Source organism: Zobellella denitrificans, assembly GCF_002407485.1.
GTDB classification, from domain to species: domain Bacteria; phylum Pseudomonadota; class Gammaproteobacteria; order Enterobacterales; family Aeromonadaceae; genus Oceanimonas; species Oceanimonas denitrificans.
Map to the genome: position 1 here is coordinate 3,401,509 of NZ_CP012621.1, position 16,875 is coordinate 3,418,383.

A 16,875-nucleotide genomic window follows, 5' to 3' on the forward strand; every position below is an offset into this window, starting at 1 on the left:
ATGAGCTGGACCCTATCCCCCGCCGACGTCTTTTCCGCCTCCCCCGTGGTTCCGGTGATGGTGGTGGAAGACGCCGCCGATGCCGTGCCCCTGGCCAAGGCCCTGGCTGCCGGCGGCATCACGGTGTTTGAAGTGACCCTGCGCTCGGCCGCGGCGCTGGACGCCATCCGCGCCATCGCCCGCGAGCTGCCCGAGGCCCTGGTGGGCGCCGGCACCGTGCTCAACGTGGAGCAATACGACGCCGCCGTGGCCGCCGGCGCCAAATTCGTGATCACCCCCGGCTTCACCCCGGCCCTGCTCAAGCACGCCAAGGCCGGCCCGGTGCCGCTGATGCCCGGCATCGCCACCCCCTCCGAGGCCATGCAGGCACTGGAGCTGGGCTACACCCACCTCAAGTTCTTCCCGGCGGAAATCAACGGCGGCGCCAAGGCGCTGAAGGCCCTGGCCGGCCCCCTGCCCCAACTGCGCTTCTGCCCCACCGGCGGTGTCAGCGCCGCCAATGCCAGGGACTACCTGGCGGTGAAGTCGGTGATGACGGTGGGCGGCTCCTGGATGCTGCCGGCGGAGCTGGTCGCCGCCAAGGACTGGGACGGCATCACCCACCTGGCCGCGGACGCGGTGGCGGCGGTAAAAGGCTGAAAGCCGGAAGTACATCGCTTGTAGGGTCGAATTTATTCGACCGAATCATAGCGGCGCTGCGGGAATGGCCCATTGAAATGGGCCCTACGGCACTGGAAGCTAAATGACGTTAAAAGCCGCTTCGGGTTGGAAGCGGCTTTTTGGTTTGTTGACAAGGTCTATCGTCTGTCTGCTCGCCAGACATTTTCCTTCCGTTGCCATTGTTCAAGGCTCGTCACCTCCGCGAAGGCGGAGGTCTATGGCAGTAACACTGGACTCCCGCCTTCGCGGGAGTGACCACAGAGTAGCTCCACGCTTTATCAGCAGTCTGTTTTTTCCTCCAGCTTCCAGCTTCCGGCTTCACAGGCTTTCTCCCAGCTTCAGTTCGAAGCCCAGATCCAGGGTGCGCTCACCGATGGGCTCGCCGCGCAGCCGGGCCAGCAGCCGCTCGGCGGCAACCAGCCCCATGGCCTTGCGCGGGGTGATCACGCTGGCCAGCCTGGGCACTATCGCCTGGCCGATATCGTGGCCGTGGAAGCCGGCCACGCCGATCCGCCCCGGCACCGCCATGCCCCGGCGCTGGCACTCGAAGATGGCGCCCACCGCCAGATCGTCGTTGGTGCAGAAGATGCCGTCCAGCTCCGGGTATTTGTCCAGTGCCTCGGCCAGCAGATCCGCCCCCAGGGAATAGGAAGAGGCACGTTCGGTCAGCAGCGAGCGCGGCATCAGGCCGTGCAGCTGCATGGCGGCGGCGTAGCCCTGTTGGCGCTGCAGGGTGCGCACGTCCTGGCGGGCGCCGAGGTAGACGATATGGCGATAACCACGAGCTATCATCGCCTCCACCATGGCCCGGGCGGCGGCGATGTTGTCGATACCCACCGCCTGCTCGATGCAGGAAGAGCACACATCCATGATCTCCACCACCGGCACCCCGGCGGTCTGGATCATCTTGAGGGTACGGGCGGTATGGTAGCTCTCGGACAGGATAAGGCCGTCCACGTTGTAGGACAGCAGCGAGGCGATGCGCTCCTCCTCCACCTTGGCGCTGTAGCCGTAGTGGGCCAGCATGGTCTGATAGCCGGCCGCCTCGGTCACCTGCTCGATGCCGCGCAGCACCTCGGCGAACACCTGGTTGGTCAGCGAGGGCAGCAGCACGCCGATGGCGTGGCTCTTGGCGTTGGAAAGGATGTCCGGTGCCCGGTTGCGGATATAACCGAGCTCGTCCAGGGCCTGGGCTATCTTCTCGCCGGCGGCGGCGGACACCTGGGCCGGATCCTTGAGGTAGCGGCTGACCGTCATCTTGGTCACCCCGACCCGGTCGGCCACGTCCTGCAGTGTGGGTCTTTTCTTCTTGGTCATATAAATGCAAAAAGCCTGTGATGTTACAGGTAACATAACAGGCTTTGCGTGGGGAAGGAAGCTAGAAGCTAGAAGCTAGAAGCTAGAAGCTAGAAGCTAGCAGTTTATTCTTCCCGCTTCCGGCTTCAAGCTTCCGGCTCCCTCAGGCCCAGTCTTTCAGCTGGGCCAGCAGGCTGCGGGTCGAGGCATCCAGGCTGCTGGTATCGCCGTCGCCGGTGATGCAGGGCAGCAGCACGCTGGCCTGCTTCTTGCCGAGCTCCACGCCCCACTGATCGAAGCTGAAGATATTCCAGATCGCGCCCTGCACGAAGATCTTGTGTTCGTAGAGGGCGATCAGCGCCCCCAGGGTGTGGGGCGTTACCTTGGGCAGCAGCAGGGTGTTGGAAGGCGAATTGCCCTTGTGCACCTTGAAGGGGATCAGCTCCGGCTGCTCGCCCTGCGCGCGCAGCTCCTGCTCGGACTGGCCGAAGGCCAGGGCCCGGCTCTGGGCCAGGCAGTTGGCGATAAGCTTGGCATGGTGATCGCCCAGGGGGTAATGGCTCTGGGCCGGCATGATGAAGTCCGCCGGGATCAGGTGGGTGCCCTGGTGCAGCAGCTGGTAGAAGGAGTGCTGGCCGTTGGTGCCCGGCTCCCCCCAGACGATGGGCGAGGTGTGATAGCCGACCGGTTGGCCGTTGCGATCCACCGACTTGCCGTTGGACTCCATCACCGCCTGCTGCAGGTAGGCGGGCAGCCGGTGCAGGCACTGGTCGTAGGGCAGTATCGCCTCGGAAGGGGCGTTGAGGAAGTTGCGGTACCAGATGCCGAGCAGCCCCAGCAGCACCGGCATGTTGGCCTCCAGCGGCGCCGTCTTAAAGTGTTGATCCATCTCCCAGGCGCCGGACAACAGCTGCTCGAAACCCTCGAAGCCGATGGCCAGGGCTACCGGCAGGCCGATGGCGGACCACAGGGAGAAGCGGCCGCCCACCCATTCCCAGAAGGCGAACATGTTGGCGGTGTCGATGCCGAACTCGGCCACCTTGGCGGCATTGGTGGACAAGGCCACGAAGTGCTTGGCGGTGGCGGAGGTGTCCCCGGCCGCCGCCAGCAGCCATTCCCGGGCGCTGAAGGCGTTGGTCATGGTCTCCTGGGTGGTGAAGGTCTTGGAGGCGACGATAAACAGGGTGGTGGCCGGGTCCAGCCCTCGCAGGGTCTGGGCCAGATGGGCGCCATCCACGTTGGACACGAAGTGCAGCCGCAGCTCGCCATGGTAGGGCTTGAGCGCCTCGCTCACCATGTAGGGGCCGAGATCCGAGCCGCCGATGCCGATGTTGACCACGTCACGAATGGGCCGGCCGTCGAAACCGGTCCAGCCGCCGCCGCGCACCGCGGCGCAGAACGCCTTCATCTGCGCCAGCACCGCCCGCACCTGGGGCATGACGTCGGTGCCGTCGGCCAGGGGCATGGGCTCCTCGGCCCGGTTGCGCAGCGCCATGTGGAATACCGCCCGGTTTTCGGTGCGGTTGATGGTCTCGCCGGCGAACAGCGCCTTGATGTTGTCGCGCAGCCCGGTCTCCTCGGCCAGGGCCAGCAGGGCGCCCAGCACCTTATCGTCGATCAGGTTCTTGGAAAAATCGAGTTTGAGGCACTGTGCCAGCTCCAGGCTGTAGCGGCGCGCCCGCTCCGGATCCTCGGCGAACAGGGTGGAAAGGGTGCGCTCGGTTTGCGCCAGCTCGCCAAGCTGCTGCCAGGCCCGGGTATCGAGGGGGTTCACTGAGTTCATAGCATTACCTGCGGAAAGTGGAGTCATAAAGTTAGAAGAAGCAAAGCGGTTACCCAAACCGGCGGCGCTGCACTGTCGGCATGGGTAACGGCTCGGTGCTCGGCCCGAAGGCTGAATCGAGTCAGCTACAATAAAAAGCAAAGCGCCAGATTGCAATTGCCTTGCGTCGATTACTTGCTTCGACACGCAAAAAAAGAGAAATAGGGATAGTGCCACCGTTCAAATCAGGTTGCCTGAACGCAAAAAGGGAGCCGAAGCTCCCTTTTGGTGTCAGACGGTACCGTCGCCTTACTGGTTGACGAACTCGACGCCTTTCTCGATGTCGCCGCGCAGGGTTTCCAGCATGCCATCCATCGCGGCCTGCTCGTAAGCGCTGACCGCGCCGTAGGGCAGCACCTTCTCCACGCCGTTCTTGCCAAGCAGCACCGGCTGGGCGAAGAACTGGGCGTGCTCGCTGCCGCCGTCCACATAGGTGCATTCCACCACGTTGGCTTCACCCTGCATGGCCTTGACCAGGGACAGGGCGAAACGGCAGGCAGCCTGGCCCATGGACAGGGTGGCGGAACCGCCACCGGCCTTGGCTTCCACCACTTCGGTACCGGCGTTCTGGATGCGGTAGGTCAGCTTTTCGATTTCCTCGTCGGAGAAGGACACGCCTTCCACCTGGGACAGCAGCGGCAGTATGGTCACGCCGCTGTGGCCGCCGATCACCGGCACCTTGACCTGGGTCACGTCCAGGCCCTTGGCTTCGGCCACGAAGGTTTCGGCCCGGATCACGTCCAGGGTGGTGATGCCGAACAGCTTGTTCTTGTCGTACACGCCGGCCTTCTTCAGCACTTCGGCGGCGATCGGCACAGTGGTGTTCACCGGGTTGGTGATGATGCCGATGCAGGCCTGGGGACAGGCGGCGGCGGCTTTTTCGATCAGGTTCTTGACGATACCGGCGTTCACGTTGAACAGGTCGGCCCTGTCCATGCCCGGCTTGCGGGCCACACCGGCGGAGATCAGCACGATGTCGGCGCCTTCCAGGGCGGGAGAGGGATCCTCGCCGCTGAAGCCCACCACCTTCACCGGGGTGGGGATGTGGCTCAGATCGGCGGCAACGCCGGGAGTCACGGGGGCGATATCGTACAGGCTTAAATCAGAACCGGCGGGCAGGTGGTTTTTCAACAGCAGGGCCAGAGCTTGACCGATACCACCGGCGGCTCCGAGTACGGCAACTTTCATAGCTGAACTCCGTTTATTATTGAGTAGTTATACGTTTCCTTGGGCCTTAGCAACATAGCGAAAGCGCCGGGGAAAGACAATGCCCGGGGGGCACCGAAATCCGGTTCTGTGAACCAGGCCGGCTCACCCCTGGGCCTGGAACACCAGCGCCCGCTTTTCCAGCCGCCGGAACAGCCAGGTGAGCAGACCGTTCAGTCCCAGGTAGATGGCCCCGGCCAGGCCGAACACCGTCAGGGTGTCGTAGGTCTGGCCGTTGAGCCGCTGGGCCAGGCCCATGATGTCCATGATGGTGATGGTACTGGCCAGGGAGCTGCCCTTGAGCACCAGCACCACCTCGTTGGAGTAGGCCGGTATCACCCGCCGGCCGGCATGGCGTAGCTTGACGCTGAGCGTCTGCCAGGCGTTCATGCCGAGCGCCTGGCAGGCCAGGGTTTCGCCCTTGGGCACGGCATCCAGCGCGCCCTTGAACAGCCGGCAGGTGTAGGCGCCGGCGTTCATGCCGAGCGCCAGTATGGCACAGAACATCGGCTCGCGCAGATAGCTCCAGGCCCAGCTGTTTTTCACCCAGTCGAACTGGGCCGGGCCGTAGTACACCAAAAAGATCTGCACCAGCAGCGGGGTGCCGGTCAGCAGCAACAGGTAGCCTTCCGCCAGTTGCGCCAGCAGGGGTACCCTGCGATCCAGGATCCAGGTCAGCCCCAGGGCGATCACCAGTCCCAGCAGCAGGCCGCAAAAGGTGATGATCAAGGTGATCTCCACCCCCTGCAGCAGCACGGGCAGATAGTCGAGCCACTTAGTCATAGCGGGTTACCCTCCCCTGCAGGCGTTTCAGCCCCTGCTGGCTGAGCACGGTGATCGCCAGGTAAATCAGGGCGGCGATGCCGTACCAGGTGAACGGCTGGTAGGTGCTGGCCGCCACCGACTTGGCCTGGTACATAAGATCGTGCACCCCGATCAGCGACACCAGGGCGGTGTCCTTCAGCAGGATCAGCCACTGGTTGCCCAGCCCCGGCAGGGCGTGGCGCCAGGTCTGGGGCAGCACGATACGAAAGAAGGTGTAAAGCGGCGGCAGCCCCAGCGCCTGGGCCGCCTGGCGTTGCCCCCGGGGCACGGCGTTCAGGGCCCCGCGCAGGGTCTGGGCGGCATAGGCGGCGAACAGCAGCGACAGCGCCGTTACCCCGCACCAGAAGGGGCTGAACTCCAGGTACCGGCCGGTGAGCAGGAACAACAGGTGGGTGGAGCCGAAATAGATGAAGAACACCACCAGTATCTCGGGCAGGCCGCGCAGCACTGTGGTGAACGCGGATGCCGGCCAGCGCAGCAACGCCGACCGGCTCATCTCGGCCCCGCACAACAGTACGGCCAGCACCAGGCCGGCCGCCAGGGACACCAATGCCAGCCCCAGGGTCATCAGGGCGGCATTAAACAGATGGGTCATCATCTCAGTGCGGGAAGTACTTTTGGTAGAGGCTCTCGTAGGTACCGTTGGCCTTGAGCTCGGCCAGGCCCTGGTTCAGCTTGTCGAGCAGCTCCTGGTTGCCCTTGGTCACGGCGATGCCGAAACCGGTGCCGAAGTAGTTCTCGTCGGTGATCAGGTCACCCACCACCTCGTAGCCCTCGGTCTTGCCCAGCCACTCGCCCACCACGGCGGTATCGGCGAACACCGCTTCCAGCCGGCCGTTGGTCATGTCCAGCAGCGCGTCCTGCACGCTCTGGTAGGGCCGGGACTTGAGCCCCTCGCCTTCCAGCTTGTCCTGGATGTATTTCTGGTGGGAGGTGCCGTTCTGCACGCCCACGGTCTGGCTCAACAGCTCGTCCAGGCTGTCGAACTTGCCTTGCGGCGCTACGAACACTGCGGAGTTTTCGTAGTAGATGTCACTGAAGTCCACCTCCTGGGCCCGCTCCGGGGTCACGTCCATGGCGGCGATGGCGGCATGGTAACGACGGAACTTGAGGCTGGGGATCAGGCTGTCGAAGGCCTGGTTGTGGAAGCTGCACTCAAGCTCGGCCACGGCGCACAGGGCCTTGGCCAGATCGATGTCGAAGCCCTGCATTTCGTTGTTTTCGTCCACGAACTCGAACGGCGGATAGGCGGCGTTGGTCACGAACTTCACTTCTTCCGCCTGGGCGGCGGTGGCGCCAAGGGAAGCCAGCAGAGCCAGGGACAACAGGGATTTTTTCATGGTCACGTCCTTAATCACAATCAGTGGGTCAGAAATTCCGCCAGACGCCTGGTCTGGGGATGGTCGAGCAGGGAGGCATCACCGTATTCCACCAGCCGCCCCTGCTCCAGGTAGGCCACCCGGGTCGCCACCCGGCGGGCGAAGCCGACTTCATGGGTGACGATCACCTGGGTAATGCCGGTTTTTCCCAGTTGCAGGATGATCTCCGCCACCTCCTTGGTGATCTCCGGATCCAGTGCCGCCGTGGGTTCGTCAAACAGCAGCACCTCGGGATTCATCATCAGGGCGCGGGCGATGGCCACCCGCTGCTGCTGGCCGCCGGACAGGGAGCCGGGCCAGGCCTGGCGCTTGTCGGCCAGCTTGAGCTGGCCCAGCAGCTCGCCCACCTTGTCCCGGGCCCTGGCCTTGTCCATGCCCAGCACCTTGAGCGGGGCCTCCAGCAGGTTCTGCTCCACCGTCAGGTGCGGCCACAGATGGTACTGCTGGAACACCATGCCCACCTTGCAGCGCAGCGCTTGCGCCCGCTTCTGCAGCTTGCCCGGGTGGGGATCGGGAAAGGAAAACTGCTCACCCGCTATGGTCAGGGTGCCGGCATCCGGAATATCCAGCAGGTTCAGCAGCCGCAGCAGAGAACTTTTTCCTGCTCCGCTGGGCCCGAGCAGAACCAACGTCTCTCCGGCATCGCATTTAAGCGAAACCTGGCTTAGAATTTCCTGACCAGCCCAGGACTTGCAAATGCCGCTGAATTCAATGCCCATGCGCTATGTTCACATCCTCTGTCAGAGTGTTCGGCTGATTTTATTTTACATTACTGTTAATGCAAGCTGATTTTGCATCTTTATGCAAAATAAATGACTATTCCTTGATAAAAACCCGCCACGGATAGACAATATGTCCCATTCAACCACCCTCAGTCGACTGCAAAAGATGAACGAAAAGCAAGAACAACTGATCAAGGCCTTCAAGGCCCTGCTCAAGGAAGAGCGCTTCGGCTCCCAGGCGGAAATCGTGAGCGCACTGCAGGATCTGGGATTCGACAATATCAACCAGTCCAAGGTGTCCCGCATGCTCAGCAAGTTCGGAGCCGTGCGCACCCGCAACGCCAAGATGGAAATGGTGTATTGCCTGCCGGTCGAACTCGGGGTTCCCACCTCCAGCAGCCAGCTGAAGAACCTGGTGCTGGACGTGGATCACAACAGCGCCCTTATCGTGATCCACACCAGCCCCGGCGCGGCCCAGCTGATCGCCCGCATGCTCGACTCCCTGGGCAAGGCGGAAGGCATTCTCGGCACCATCGCCGGCGACGACACCATCTTCATCACCCCCACCAAGGACACTCCGATAGAAACCCTGTTCCAGAGTGTACTGGACCTGTTCGAACAATACGTCTGACGCCTGCGGCGAGCTGGAAGCTGGAAGCCTGACTCTTGGTCACAAGTCCGACTGTCTGATTTGACGCAGATAAGAGGCAACAGGGCCACCTCCGCCGACACGCTGTGAATACATCCCTGTACGCTCGCACCTGCCATCCCTGGCAGGTGACGGTCGGCGGAGGCCATCCCTGTTGCCTCTTTCCAGCCCCGGCGCCGCCTGAAGGTGGTGCCAACAGGAGGCTGCGATAGAGAGGACAAAGGGCTCAGCTCCGCCGGCCCTCCGCGCCAGGGAGGGCGCGGCGGAGCCCCCAGGGAGGGGTTTATGGCGTGCCGGAGGAGCTGTGCGCTTTGGCCGATGTTTTGTCTGATCGAAAGTCAATAGAAACTTGTGACCAAGAGCCAGGCTGGAAGCTGGAAGCTGGAAGCTGGAAGCTGGAAGCTGGAAGCTGGAAGCTGGAAGCTGGAAGCTGGAAGCTGGAAGTAAATGATAAGGGCTGCGGACTCCTTGCCAAAGGTCAGCAGCCTTTTTAGTTGGTTGATTCCTTCACGGCATCAACCAACGGCTCGAGCGGCTTAACGCTGATGGCTTAGCACTTCCAACTGCCAGTGGCCGCTTACTCCCCTTGCCTTTCCAGCCACTCTTGCGACGGGGCGAAAAACGCCGAGCCGGTTTCGGCCTGGGTGAACAGCATCAGGTGATCGAAGTGCCCCGCCCCGTCGGCCTGGAACATGCTGTCCAGCATACGGGTAAAGTGCAGCGGGGTGTTACAGCAGGAAATGAACACCAGGCCCTGCTCGGCGGCCGAGCCCCAGGGCATGCTCTGGCGCAGAATCTCCATGCTGTTGCCCGCCCCGTCCTTCAGGCTGGTGCGCTTGGTATGGGCGGTGAGCGGCTTCTTGTCCGAGTCGTACTCGATGTTCTCGACCTTGGTGCGCCCGTACACATCTTCTTGGGACTGCACCGACAATCGCTGCCACTTGGCCATATTGTGCCGGTAGTGCTGCACATGGACATAGCTGCCGCCGGCGAAGGGACCCTCGGCTACCAGCGCCACCTCGGCCCTGTGCTCGCCCTGGGGGTTTTCGGTGCCATCGACAAAGCCGGTAAAATCGCGGCTGTCCAGGTAGCGGAAGCCCTGGCGCTCGTACTTGAGCTCCGCCTTGTCGGCCAGCAGGGCCATCAATCGCTGCACGGCGATATGGAGCACGTCCAGCCGATCGGCGCGCGATTGAAAGAAGAGATCGAAGGGCGTTTCGGGCGCGACCCGCTTGCCTTCCTGCTGGGCCGGGAAGGGCGCCAGCTCGCTCGGACGGGCCCGGGGATAGAGCCCGTCCCAGGCCCTGTCACCCACCGCCACCAGACCGGAGAAATGGGCATCCGGATAGCCCTGGGCCAGTTCGCGCCACAGGGCCGGCACCTCGGCCAGGGCGGCGCGCACCGCCGGCTGACACCCGGGCAGGATGTCGAACATCAGGTAATAAGCGTGAAGATTGGGTTCGGCGCAAACGCCGGCTTGTGCTGTCATCGCCTGCTCTCTCGGTGATTGGTCATGGCCCAGTATAACCGGAAAAACAGGGACTTGGGACTCGGGGAACCCAGTCCCGAGTCCCTGATCCCAAATCCCCGTTTCTAGGCCACGGCGCGCTGGCCCTGCTGGCTGTCGGGAAAAAAGGTCAGGGCATGGGGCACCACGCTCACGCTGACCTGGCTCACCGCCGGCAGGGGTTCGTTGATGCTCACCTCCAGCTGCAGCCCCTGACAATCCACCAGGCAGCGGGTGTAGGCACCGAGGAACTGCTGCTCCAGCACCCGGCCATTGCCCTGCTCGGTGAGCGACAGCTGGATCTGACGGGGCCGCAGCAGCAACTGGCCGTGAGTACCGAGCCCGGCGTTGAGTGCCGCCTGGCTGGTGATGGGCCCCATGGCGGTCATCAGGGTACGGCTGTCGAGCACGGTGGCGGGCACATAGTTGGCCTGCCCCAGGAAATCGGCCACGAACCGGCTCTGGGGATGCTGATACAGGGCCTGGGGCCGCCCCACCTGCTCGATATGGCCGGCGCGGAACAGGGCCAGCTGGTCGGAAAAGGCGAAGGCCTCTTCCTTGCTGTGGGTCACGAAGATGGCGCTGATCCCCTGCCCCTTGAGCAGGGAGCGGATCTCGCCGATAAGGCGCATCCGCACCTGGGTATCGATATTGGAGAAGGGCTCGTCCAGCAGCATCAGACCGGGCTGGCAGATCAGCGCCCGGGCGATGGCCACCCGCTGCTGCTGGCCGCCGGAGAGCTGGTGCGGATAGCGTTCGCCCAGCTCCGCCAGGTTGACCAGCTCCAGCGCCTCCGCCACCCGGGCCTTGATGCGCGCCTTGTTTCTTTCCTTGCTCTGCAGGCCGAAAGCCACGTTACTGGCCACGTTCAGGTGCGGGAACAGGGCGTAGTCCTGGAAGATCATGCCGATATTGCGCTCTTCCGGCACCACCGCCACGCCCGCCCCGTTCATCTGCCGGCCATGGATATGGATCTCTCCCCGGGTCACCGGCAGCAGCCCGGCCACCGCCTTCAGCAGGGTGGTCTTGCCGCAGCCGCTGGCCCCCAGCAGGCACATGATCTCGTTCTCGGCCACCGACAGGGAGAGGTTATCCAGTATGGGTTTGCCGTTGTAGCTACAGCGAATGCCGTTTACATCCAATGCCGCCATCAGTGATGCTGCTCCAATGATCGGTTCAAGAAAATCAGCGGGACCAGGCCTACCAGCACTATCACAATGGCGGGCAGGGCCCCCCGTTCAAGCTGCTCGTCGGACACGAACTGATATACGTAGGTCGCCAGCGTCTGGAAATTGAAGGGCCGCAGCAACAGCGCCGCCGGCAATTCCTTCATGCACTCGATAAACACCAGCAGGGCACCGGCCAGCATGCCCTTGCGGATCAGCGGCATGTGCACCTTCATGATCATGGCGCCGGGGCCGTAGCCCATGGTCTGGGTCACCATGTCGAGGGAAGGCGACACCTTGTTGATGCTGCTTTCCACCGCGCCCACCGCCATGGCGCCGAAACGCACCAGGTAGCCGAAGGCGATGGCGGTCATGGTGCCGGTCAGCACCAGACCGGGCTCGGAGAGCCCCAGCCAGAGGGCCAGGTCGTTGATGGCGAAATCGAGGGTGGTCAGCGGCACCAGCACACCGATGGCCAGCACGGTGCCGGGCAGGGCGTAGCCCATGGAGGCCAGCCGCATCGGCAGCACCGTATAGGTCTTGCCCTTCAGGCGATGGGTCATGCCCAGCAGCAGCGCCATCATCAGCGCAATGGTCGCCACCAGGCCCGACAGCAGCAGGCTGTTGATGCTGTATTCGAAGAAGCGGGCGTTCCAGGCCTGGTCGAAATACTGCGCCGCATGGTAACAGAGGATCACGAAGGGCAGCAGGAAACCGAGCAGCACCAGCCCCCAGCAGAACAGCAGGGCCGCCAGCCGGGGGAAGCCGGTCAGTCGGTAGCCGGTTTCCTGCTCGTGCTCCATGGTTTTCTGGAACACCTGCTGGCGCTTGCGGCTCACTCGCTCCAGGCTGAGCAGTACCATCACCACCAGCAGCATCATGGCCGCTATCTTGGCGGCGGCATTGAGGCTGCCATAGCCCAGCCAGGTGTCGTACACCGCCGTGGTCAGGGTGTTGACCGCAAAGAAGTGCACGGTGCCAAAGTCGGCCAGGGTTTCCATCGCCACCAGCGACAACCCCACGGCGATGGAGGGACGCGCCAGGGGCAGACTGACCCGTTTGAAACTCTGCCAGGGGGTGCAGCCCAGCAGCCGGCTGGACTGGATCAGGCTGGTGGATTGTTCAAGGAAGGCGGTGCGAGCCAGCAGGTAGACATAGGGGTAGAGCACCAGCCCCAGCACCAGGGCGGCGCCGCCCAGGCTGCGGATGGGCGGAAAATAATAATCGGCGGCGGATTGCCAGCCGAACCAGGCGCGCAGGCTCTGCTGTACCGGGCCGGAGAAATCGAGCAGGTCGGTATAAACGAAGGCGACGATATAGGAGGGCATGGCCAGGGGCAGGATCAGCGCCCATTGCAGCCAGCGTTTGCCGGGCAGTTCGCACATGGCCATCAGCCAGGCGGCGGGAACCCCGCAGAGCAGGCTGAAGCCCAGTACCAGCAGCACCAGCCAGAAGGTATTGTTGATATAAACGGGCAGCACGGTGCGCCACAGGTGCCGGAAGATATCCTCCGCGGGCAACAGTGCTTCCACGATCAACGCCAAAATAGGCAAGGTCAGCAGCAGGGCCATGGCCCAACTGCCGACCGTCCAACCAAGTCTTTTCATCTACCACTCAAAACAGGGGAACGGGCCCCCGTCTTTTTACAGATCGTATTGGACTTCGTCCATCAATTGGATGGCTTCTTTCGCATGTTTTGCGACGTCGGTCAGCGGCAGTTCGTCCGCCTTGAACTCACCCCAGCTCTTCACCAGCTCGGAAGGCTCCACGCCCGGCTTTACCGGATGCTCATGGTTGGCGGAGGCGTACAGGTGCTGGGCCTGATCCCCGGCCAGGTATTCCATCAGCTTGACCGCCGCATCCTTGTTCTTGGCATGCTTGGTCAGGGCCACGGCGGAGATATTCACGTGGGTGCCGCGATCGGCCTGGTTGGGGAAATTGACCACGGCGGCCTCGGCCCAGTCACGCTGGGTGTCGTCGTTGAGCATGGCGCCGTAGTAGTAGCTGTTGCCCAGGGCATAGTCGCACACGCCGTCACGGATGGCCTTGACCTGATCCCGGTCGCCACCCTGGGGTTTCTGCGCCAGGTTGGCCTTGAGGCCCTCGAGCCACTGCTTGGTGTATTCGGTGCCGTGCTCGGCGATCATGGAGGCGGTCAGGCCGATGTTGTAGGCGTGCTTGCCGCTGCGGGTACAGACCTTGCCCTTGTACTTGGGATCGGCCAGCTCTTCATAGGTGATGTCGGTCTTGCCCACGCGCTCGGCGGAGCTGTAGACCACGCGGGCACGGGTGGTCAGGGCGAACCACTTGCCATCCGGATCCCGGTACTGGGCCGGAATGTTCTGCTCCAGCACCTCGCTCTGTACCGATTGGGTCAGGTCCTTGTCCACCACCTCCATCAGGCGGCTGATGTCCACGGTCAGCACCAGGTCCGCCGGCGACAGGCGACCTTCCCGCTCCAGGCGCTCACCCAGACCGTCGGGGATGTTGACCAGGTTGACCTTGATACCGGTTTCCTTGGTGAACTCGTCGACGATGGGCTTGATCAGGAAGTCCTGACGGTTGGAGTAGACGTTGACTTCTTCGGCAAAGGCCTGGGCGGTAAAGCTGGATACCAGCAGGGCGGCGGCAGACAGGAACAACTTGTTTGACATCATCCAGATTCCATTTGGTTGAGTGAGAATAATTAACGTTCAGCAGTATAACCGGGTCCGCATGGGAATCAACACTCAAACCACATCTAAATAATAAAAATTTTCATCTGCAATAAGGTTCTCCATCAGTGCCGATTTTTCCTTGCGCCAGATCAAAGCCGCACAACAAAAAAGGGAGACCCAGGGGTCTCCCAAAACCAGGCTCGGCAGCCTCGTCAAGTCGTTGAAAATCAGTTCTGCTTCACGGTCACGAACTCGGGGTAGGCATCGATGCCGCAGTCGATCATGTCCATGCCGGACATCTCTTCCTCTTCGGTCACGCGGATACCCATCACCTGCTTGAGCACATACCACACCAGCAGGCTGGCGCAGAATACCCAGGCACCGATAACCACTATGCCGACCATCTGGGCCCACAGGGAGGCGTCCTCGTTGGCCACCGGCACCAGCAGCAGGCCGAAGATGCCGCACACGCCGTGCACCGAGATGGCACCCACGGGGTCGTCGATACGCAGCTTGTCCAGGCTGACGATGGCATAGACCACCAGCACGCCGGCCAGCAGGCCGATACAGGCCGCCCACAGGTGGCCGGGAGACAGCGGGTCGGCGGTAATGGCCACCAGGCCGGCCAGGGCGCCGTTGAGGATCATGGTCAGATCCGCCTTGCCCCAGGTCATCTTGGTGACGAAGAGGGCGCCGATGGCACCGGCGGCGGCGGCGGCATTGGTGTTGACGAAGATCTTGGCCACGGCGGTGGCGTTTTCCACGTCGGACACCAGCAACTGGGAACCGCCGTTGAAGCCGAACCAGCCCATCCACAGGATAAAGGTACCCAGGGTCGCCAGCGGCATGTTGGAACCGGGGATGGGATGGATCTCGCCGTTCTTGCCGTATTTGCCTTTACGGGCACCCAGCAGCAGCACCCCGGCCAGGGCGGCGGCGGCACCGGCCATGTGCACTATGCCGGAGCCGGCGAAGTCGGTGAAGCCCCATTCGGACAGGAAGCCGCCACCCCAGGTCCAGTAACCTTCCAGCGGGTAGATAAAGCCGGTCAGTACCACGCAGAAGGCGAGGAAGGCCCACAGCTTCATGCGCTCGGCCACGGCACCGGAGACGATGGACATGGCGGTGGCCACGAACACCACCTGGAAGAAGAAATCGGATTCCAGGGCATGGTCGGCATCGGCGTCGGCGGAGCCGATCAGGCCGCCCAGGCTCGGCAGCCAGCCACCTTCGGCGTTGTCCACGTACATGATGTGGTAGCCCACCAGCAGGTACATGGTACAGGCGATGGCGAACAGCAGTATGTTCTTGGTCAGGATTTCGGTGGTGTTCTTGGCCCGGACCAGGCCCGCCTCCAGCATGGCGAAGCCCGCCGCCATCCACATCACCAGCACGCCGGACATCAGGAAATAAAAGGTGTCCAGGGCAAACTTCATTTCGGTCAATGCATCCATCATGCGTTCCCTCGCTTAAATCGCTTCTACATCGCGCTCGCCGGTGCGGATCCGCACGGTTTGCAGCAGGTCAAATACAAAAATCTTGCCGTCGCCGATCTTGCCGGTGTAGGCGGTTTCCGAGATGGCCTCGATCACCCGCTCCACCTGATCGGACTGGGTCGCGATTTCCAGCTTGATCTTGGGCAGGAAATCCACGGTATACTCGGCGCCCCGGTAAAGCTCGGTGTGCCCTTTCTGGCGGCCAAATCCCTTTACTTCCGACACCGTCATGCCGTCGATGCCCACTTCAGCCAGGGCCGAACGTACGTCATCGAGTTTGAACGGTTTGATAATGGCGCAGATCATCTTCATGGCTAGCTCCGTGTTGTAAGCCTGTGACCCTTAGCTATAAACAATCTCTGTGCCAACTTTTTTATTTGTTGTTTTTCATATAGTTACAATATGAAGACTGGTCCCGACCAGGGGCTGAATGTTATCTTGGTGCAGGCTTGAACAGGAAGGCACCAAAATGGTGCGTTGGAGAAAGGCATGTTGGAAATATCGGCCCGGGTGCATATCCCCGAGCGCGAGCTGGAGTTCCTGACCATGAGGGCCGGCGGCCCCGGCGGCCAGCACGTGAATAAAACCGACTCGGCGGTACAGCTGCGCTTCGACTATGCCAATAGTCCAAGTTTGCCCGACAGTTACAAGCAGGCGCTGGCGGCGATGAAGGATCACCGCATACTGTCGTCGGGCTGGATACTGATCCGCTGCGATACCGATCGCAGCCAGCTAATGAACAAGGAAACCGCCAAAGCCGCCCTGGTGGCGCTGTTGCAGCAGGCGGGCCGCCCCATCAAGGTGCGCCGGGCCACCAAACCGGGCAAGGCCGCCAGGGCCCGGCGGGTGGACAGCAAGACCCACAGGGGAAAAATCAAGAGCGGCAGGGGGAAGATCAAGCTTTAATAAACGCCCGCCACTGGATGAGCACCCGAGCCAGATCGTCCAGGCCGCAGCCGGCGAACAGCTCGTCGTCGTAGTAAGCCATGCCCTCTTCCAGTTCATCGTTGGCGAAGGCCAGGGTATGGGCGGCGAGTTCGGCCTCGTCCCGACCAAGAAACAAGCTGAACTCGGCATAGACTTTCCTGAACTCCTCCCGCCGGCCGCCTTCCAGCTCATGGATCATCCCGAGCAGCGCCTCGGCCTCGGCCGGAGTCACCTCGTCGGTCAACCACTGGCCGAAGGCCTCGTGGCCCATGGAAAAACGCGCCCGGCAGGTCCCGTTCAGATCCCGGAAAAATTCAAAGTCCATAACCACCTCATCAGTCATCAGGGACCGGATTCTACTCCCTCACGCCGGTTCGCGACAGCCACCCGGAAAAAAGCCAAGCGCCCCCGGAGCGCAGGCGGCTCGCCTGCCTTCCCGCGCTGCGGGAACCTCCATATCTGAAAGCAACACCTTGGCCACGGGTACAACGCCCATGCGGACGGGCCGCTCGTGCTCCAATATGATGCAGCATTCGAGTGGGTCTGAAAGAAAAAACCGGGCG

The 16,875-nt window shown here is 62.5% G+C and carries 18 protein-coding genes; 4 read left to right on the forward strand and 14 right to left on the reverse strand.

Features of this window, described 5'->3' with window-relative positions; genetic code table 11:
* Entirely contained in the window at nucleotides 1-639 is a 639-nt protein-coding gene (locus AN401_RS16045; protein ID WP_096779911.1) for a bifunctional 4-hydroxy-2-oxoglutarate aldolase/2-dehydro-3-deoxy-phosphogluconate aldolase, read from the forward strand.
* Between the two features lie 339 nt (nucleotides 640-978).
* On the opposite strand, the gene gntR is transcribed toward AN401_RS16045, so the two are convergent.
* The 7 genes from gntR to AN401_RS16080 form a co-directional block, all read right to left on the reverse strand.
* Nucleotides 979-1,983 (reverse strand): gluconate operon transcriptional repressor GntR, encoded by a 1,005-nt coding sequence (gntR, locus tag AN401_RS16050; protein ID WP_232513466.1) that lies wholly within the window; start codon nucleotides 1,981-1,983, stop codon nucleotides 979-981.
* Nucleotides 1,984-2,119: 136 nt separating this feature from the next.
* Nucleotides 2,120-3,739 (reverse strand): glucose-6-phosphate isomerase, encoded by a 1,620-nt coding sequence (pgi, locus tag AN401_RS16055; RefSeq protein WP_096779913.1) that lies wholly within the window; start codon nucleotides 3,737-3,739, stop codon nucleotides 2,120-2,122.
* 288 nt (nucleotides 3,740-4,027) lie between these two features.
* Nucleotides 4,028-4,966, reverse strand: coding sequence for a malate dehydrogenase (mdh, locus tag AN401_RS16060; RefSeq protein ID WP_094040202.1), 939 nt, complete (start codon nucleotides 4,964-4,966; stop codon nucleotides 4,028-4,030).
* Nucleotides 4,967-5,089: 123 nt separating this feature from the next.
* On the reverse strand, nucleotides 5,090-5,767 hold the full coding sequence (gene artM / locus AN401_RS16065; RefSeq protein ID WP_094040203.1) for an arginine ABC transporter permease ArtM: 678 nt from the start codon (nucleotides 5,765-5,767) through the stop codon (nucleotides 5,090-5,092).
* The gene (artQ, locus tag AN401_RS16070; RefSeq protein ID WP_094040204.1) at nucleotides 5,760-6,407 is read right to left on the reverse strand and encodes an arginine ABC transporter permease ArtQ; all 648 of its coding nucleotides are present in this window, start codon (nucleotides 6,405-6,407) and stop codon (nucleotides 5,760-5,762) included. The genes artM and artQ overlap by 8 nt, the downstream gene beginning before the upstream one ends.
* Before the next feature lies 1 nt (nucleotide 6,408).
* A complete protein-coding gene (locus tag AN401_RS16075) occupies nucleotides 6,409-7,149 on the reverse strand; it encodes a transporter substrate-binding domain-containing protein (RefSeq protein ID WP_094040205.1) in 741 nt (246 codons plus the stop codon).
* 20 nt (nucleotides 7,150-7,169) lie between these two features.
* Nucleotides 7,170-7,907, reverse strand: a complete 738-nt coding sequence (locus AN401_RS16080) for an ATP-binding cassette domain-containing protein (protein WP_094040206.1) — start codon at nucleotides 7,905-7,907, stop codon at nucleotides 7,170-7,172.
* A 133-nt stretch (nucleotides 7,908-8,040) separates the two neighbouring features.
* Between AN401_RS16080 and argR the strand changes: the two genes are divergently transcribed.
* Both argR and AN401_RS16090 read left to right on the forward strand, forming a co-directional pair.
* The gene (argR, locus tag AN401_RS16085) at nucleotides 8,041-8,541 is read left to right on the forward strand and encodes a transcriptional regulator ArgR (protein ID WP_176442060.1); all 501 of its coding nucleotides are present in this window, start codon (nucleotides 8,041-8,043) and stop codon (nucleotides 8,539-8,541) included.
* 308 nt (nucleotides 8,542-8,849) lie between these two features.
* Nucleotides 8,850-9,053, forward strand: coding sequence for a hypothetical protein (locus AN401_RS16090; protein ID WP_198401752.1), 204 nt, complete (start codon nucleotides 8,850-8,852; stop codon nucleotides 9,051-9,053).
* Nucleotides 9,054-9,136: 83 nt separating this feature from the next.
* Here AN401_RS16090 and AN401_RS16095 read toward each other — a convergent pair whose 3' ends face one another.
* The 6 genes from AN401_RS16095 to AN401_RS16120 form a co-directional block, all read right to left on the reverse strand.
* Entirely contained in the window at nucleotides 9,137-10,048 is a 912-nt protein-coding gene (locus tag AN401_RS16095) for a Dyp-type peroxidase (protein WP_096779914.1), read from the reverse strand.
* A gap of 104 nt (nucleotides 10,049-10,152) precedes the next feature.
* A complete protein-coding gene (locus tag AN401_RS16100) occupies nucleotides 10,153-11,217 on the reverse strand; it encodes an ABC transporter ATP-binding protein (RefSeq protein ID WP_096779915.1) in 1,065 nt (354 codons plus the stop codon).
* Complete coding sequence (locus AN401_RS16105; protein ID WP_096779916.1) at nucleotides 11,217-12,839, reverse strand: ABC transporter permease; 1,623 nt, start codon at nucleotides 12,837-12,839, stop codon at nucleotides 11,217-11,219. The genes AN401_RS16100 and AN401_RS16105 overlap by 1 nt, the downstream gene beginning before the upstream one ends.
* Nucleotides 12,840-12,875: 36 nt before the next feature.
* On the reverse strand, nucleotides 12,876-13,889 hold the full coding sequence (locus tag AN401_RS16110; RefSeq protein WP_408645727.1) for a Fe(3+) ABC transporter substrate-binding protein: 1,014 nt from the start codon (nucleotides 13,887-13,889) through the stop codon (nucleotides 12,876-12,878).
* A 227-nt stretch (nucleotides 13,890-14,116) separates the two neighbouring features.
* Entirely contained in the window at nucleotides 14,117-15,343 is a 1,227-nt protein-coding gene (locus AN401_RS16115; protein ID WP_198401914.1) for an ammonium transporter, read from the reverse strand.
* 15 nt (nucleotides 15,344-15,358) lie between these two features.
* On the reverse strand, nucleotides 15,359-15,697 hold the full coding sequence (locus AN401_RS16120; protein ID WP_094040211.1) for a P-II family nitrogen regulator: 339 nt from the start codon (nucleotides 15,695-15,697) through the stop codon (nucleotides 15,359-15,361).
* A gap of 177 nt (nucleotides 15,698-15,874) precedes the next feature.
* On the opposite strand from AN401_RS16120, the gene arfB reads away from it, so the two are divergent.
* Complete coding sequence (gene arfB / locus AN401_RS16125; RefSeq protein ID WP_094040212.1) at nucleotides 15,875-16,291, forward strand: alternative ribosome rescue aminoacyl-tRNA hydrolase ArfB; 417 nt, start codon at nucleotides 15,875-15,877, stop codon at nucleotides 16,289-16,291.
* On the opposite strand, the gene AN401_RS16130 is transcribed toward arfB, so the two are convergent.
* Nucleotides 16,281-16,637 carry a YacL family protein gene (locus AN401_RS16130; RefSeq protein ID WP_096779917.1) on the reverse strand — a complete coding sequence of 119 codons (357 nt, stop codon included), beginning with the start codon at nucleotides 16,635-16,637 and terminating at the stop codon, nucleotides 16,281-16,283. The two genes, arfB and AN401_RS16130, sit on opposite strands and share 11 nt — an antisense overlap.
* Between the last annotated feature and the right edge of the window lie 238 nt (nucleotides 16,638-16,875).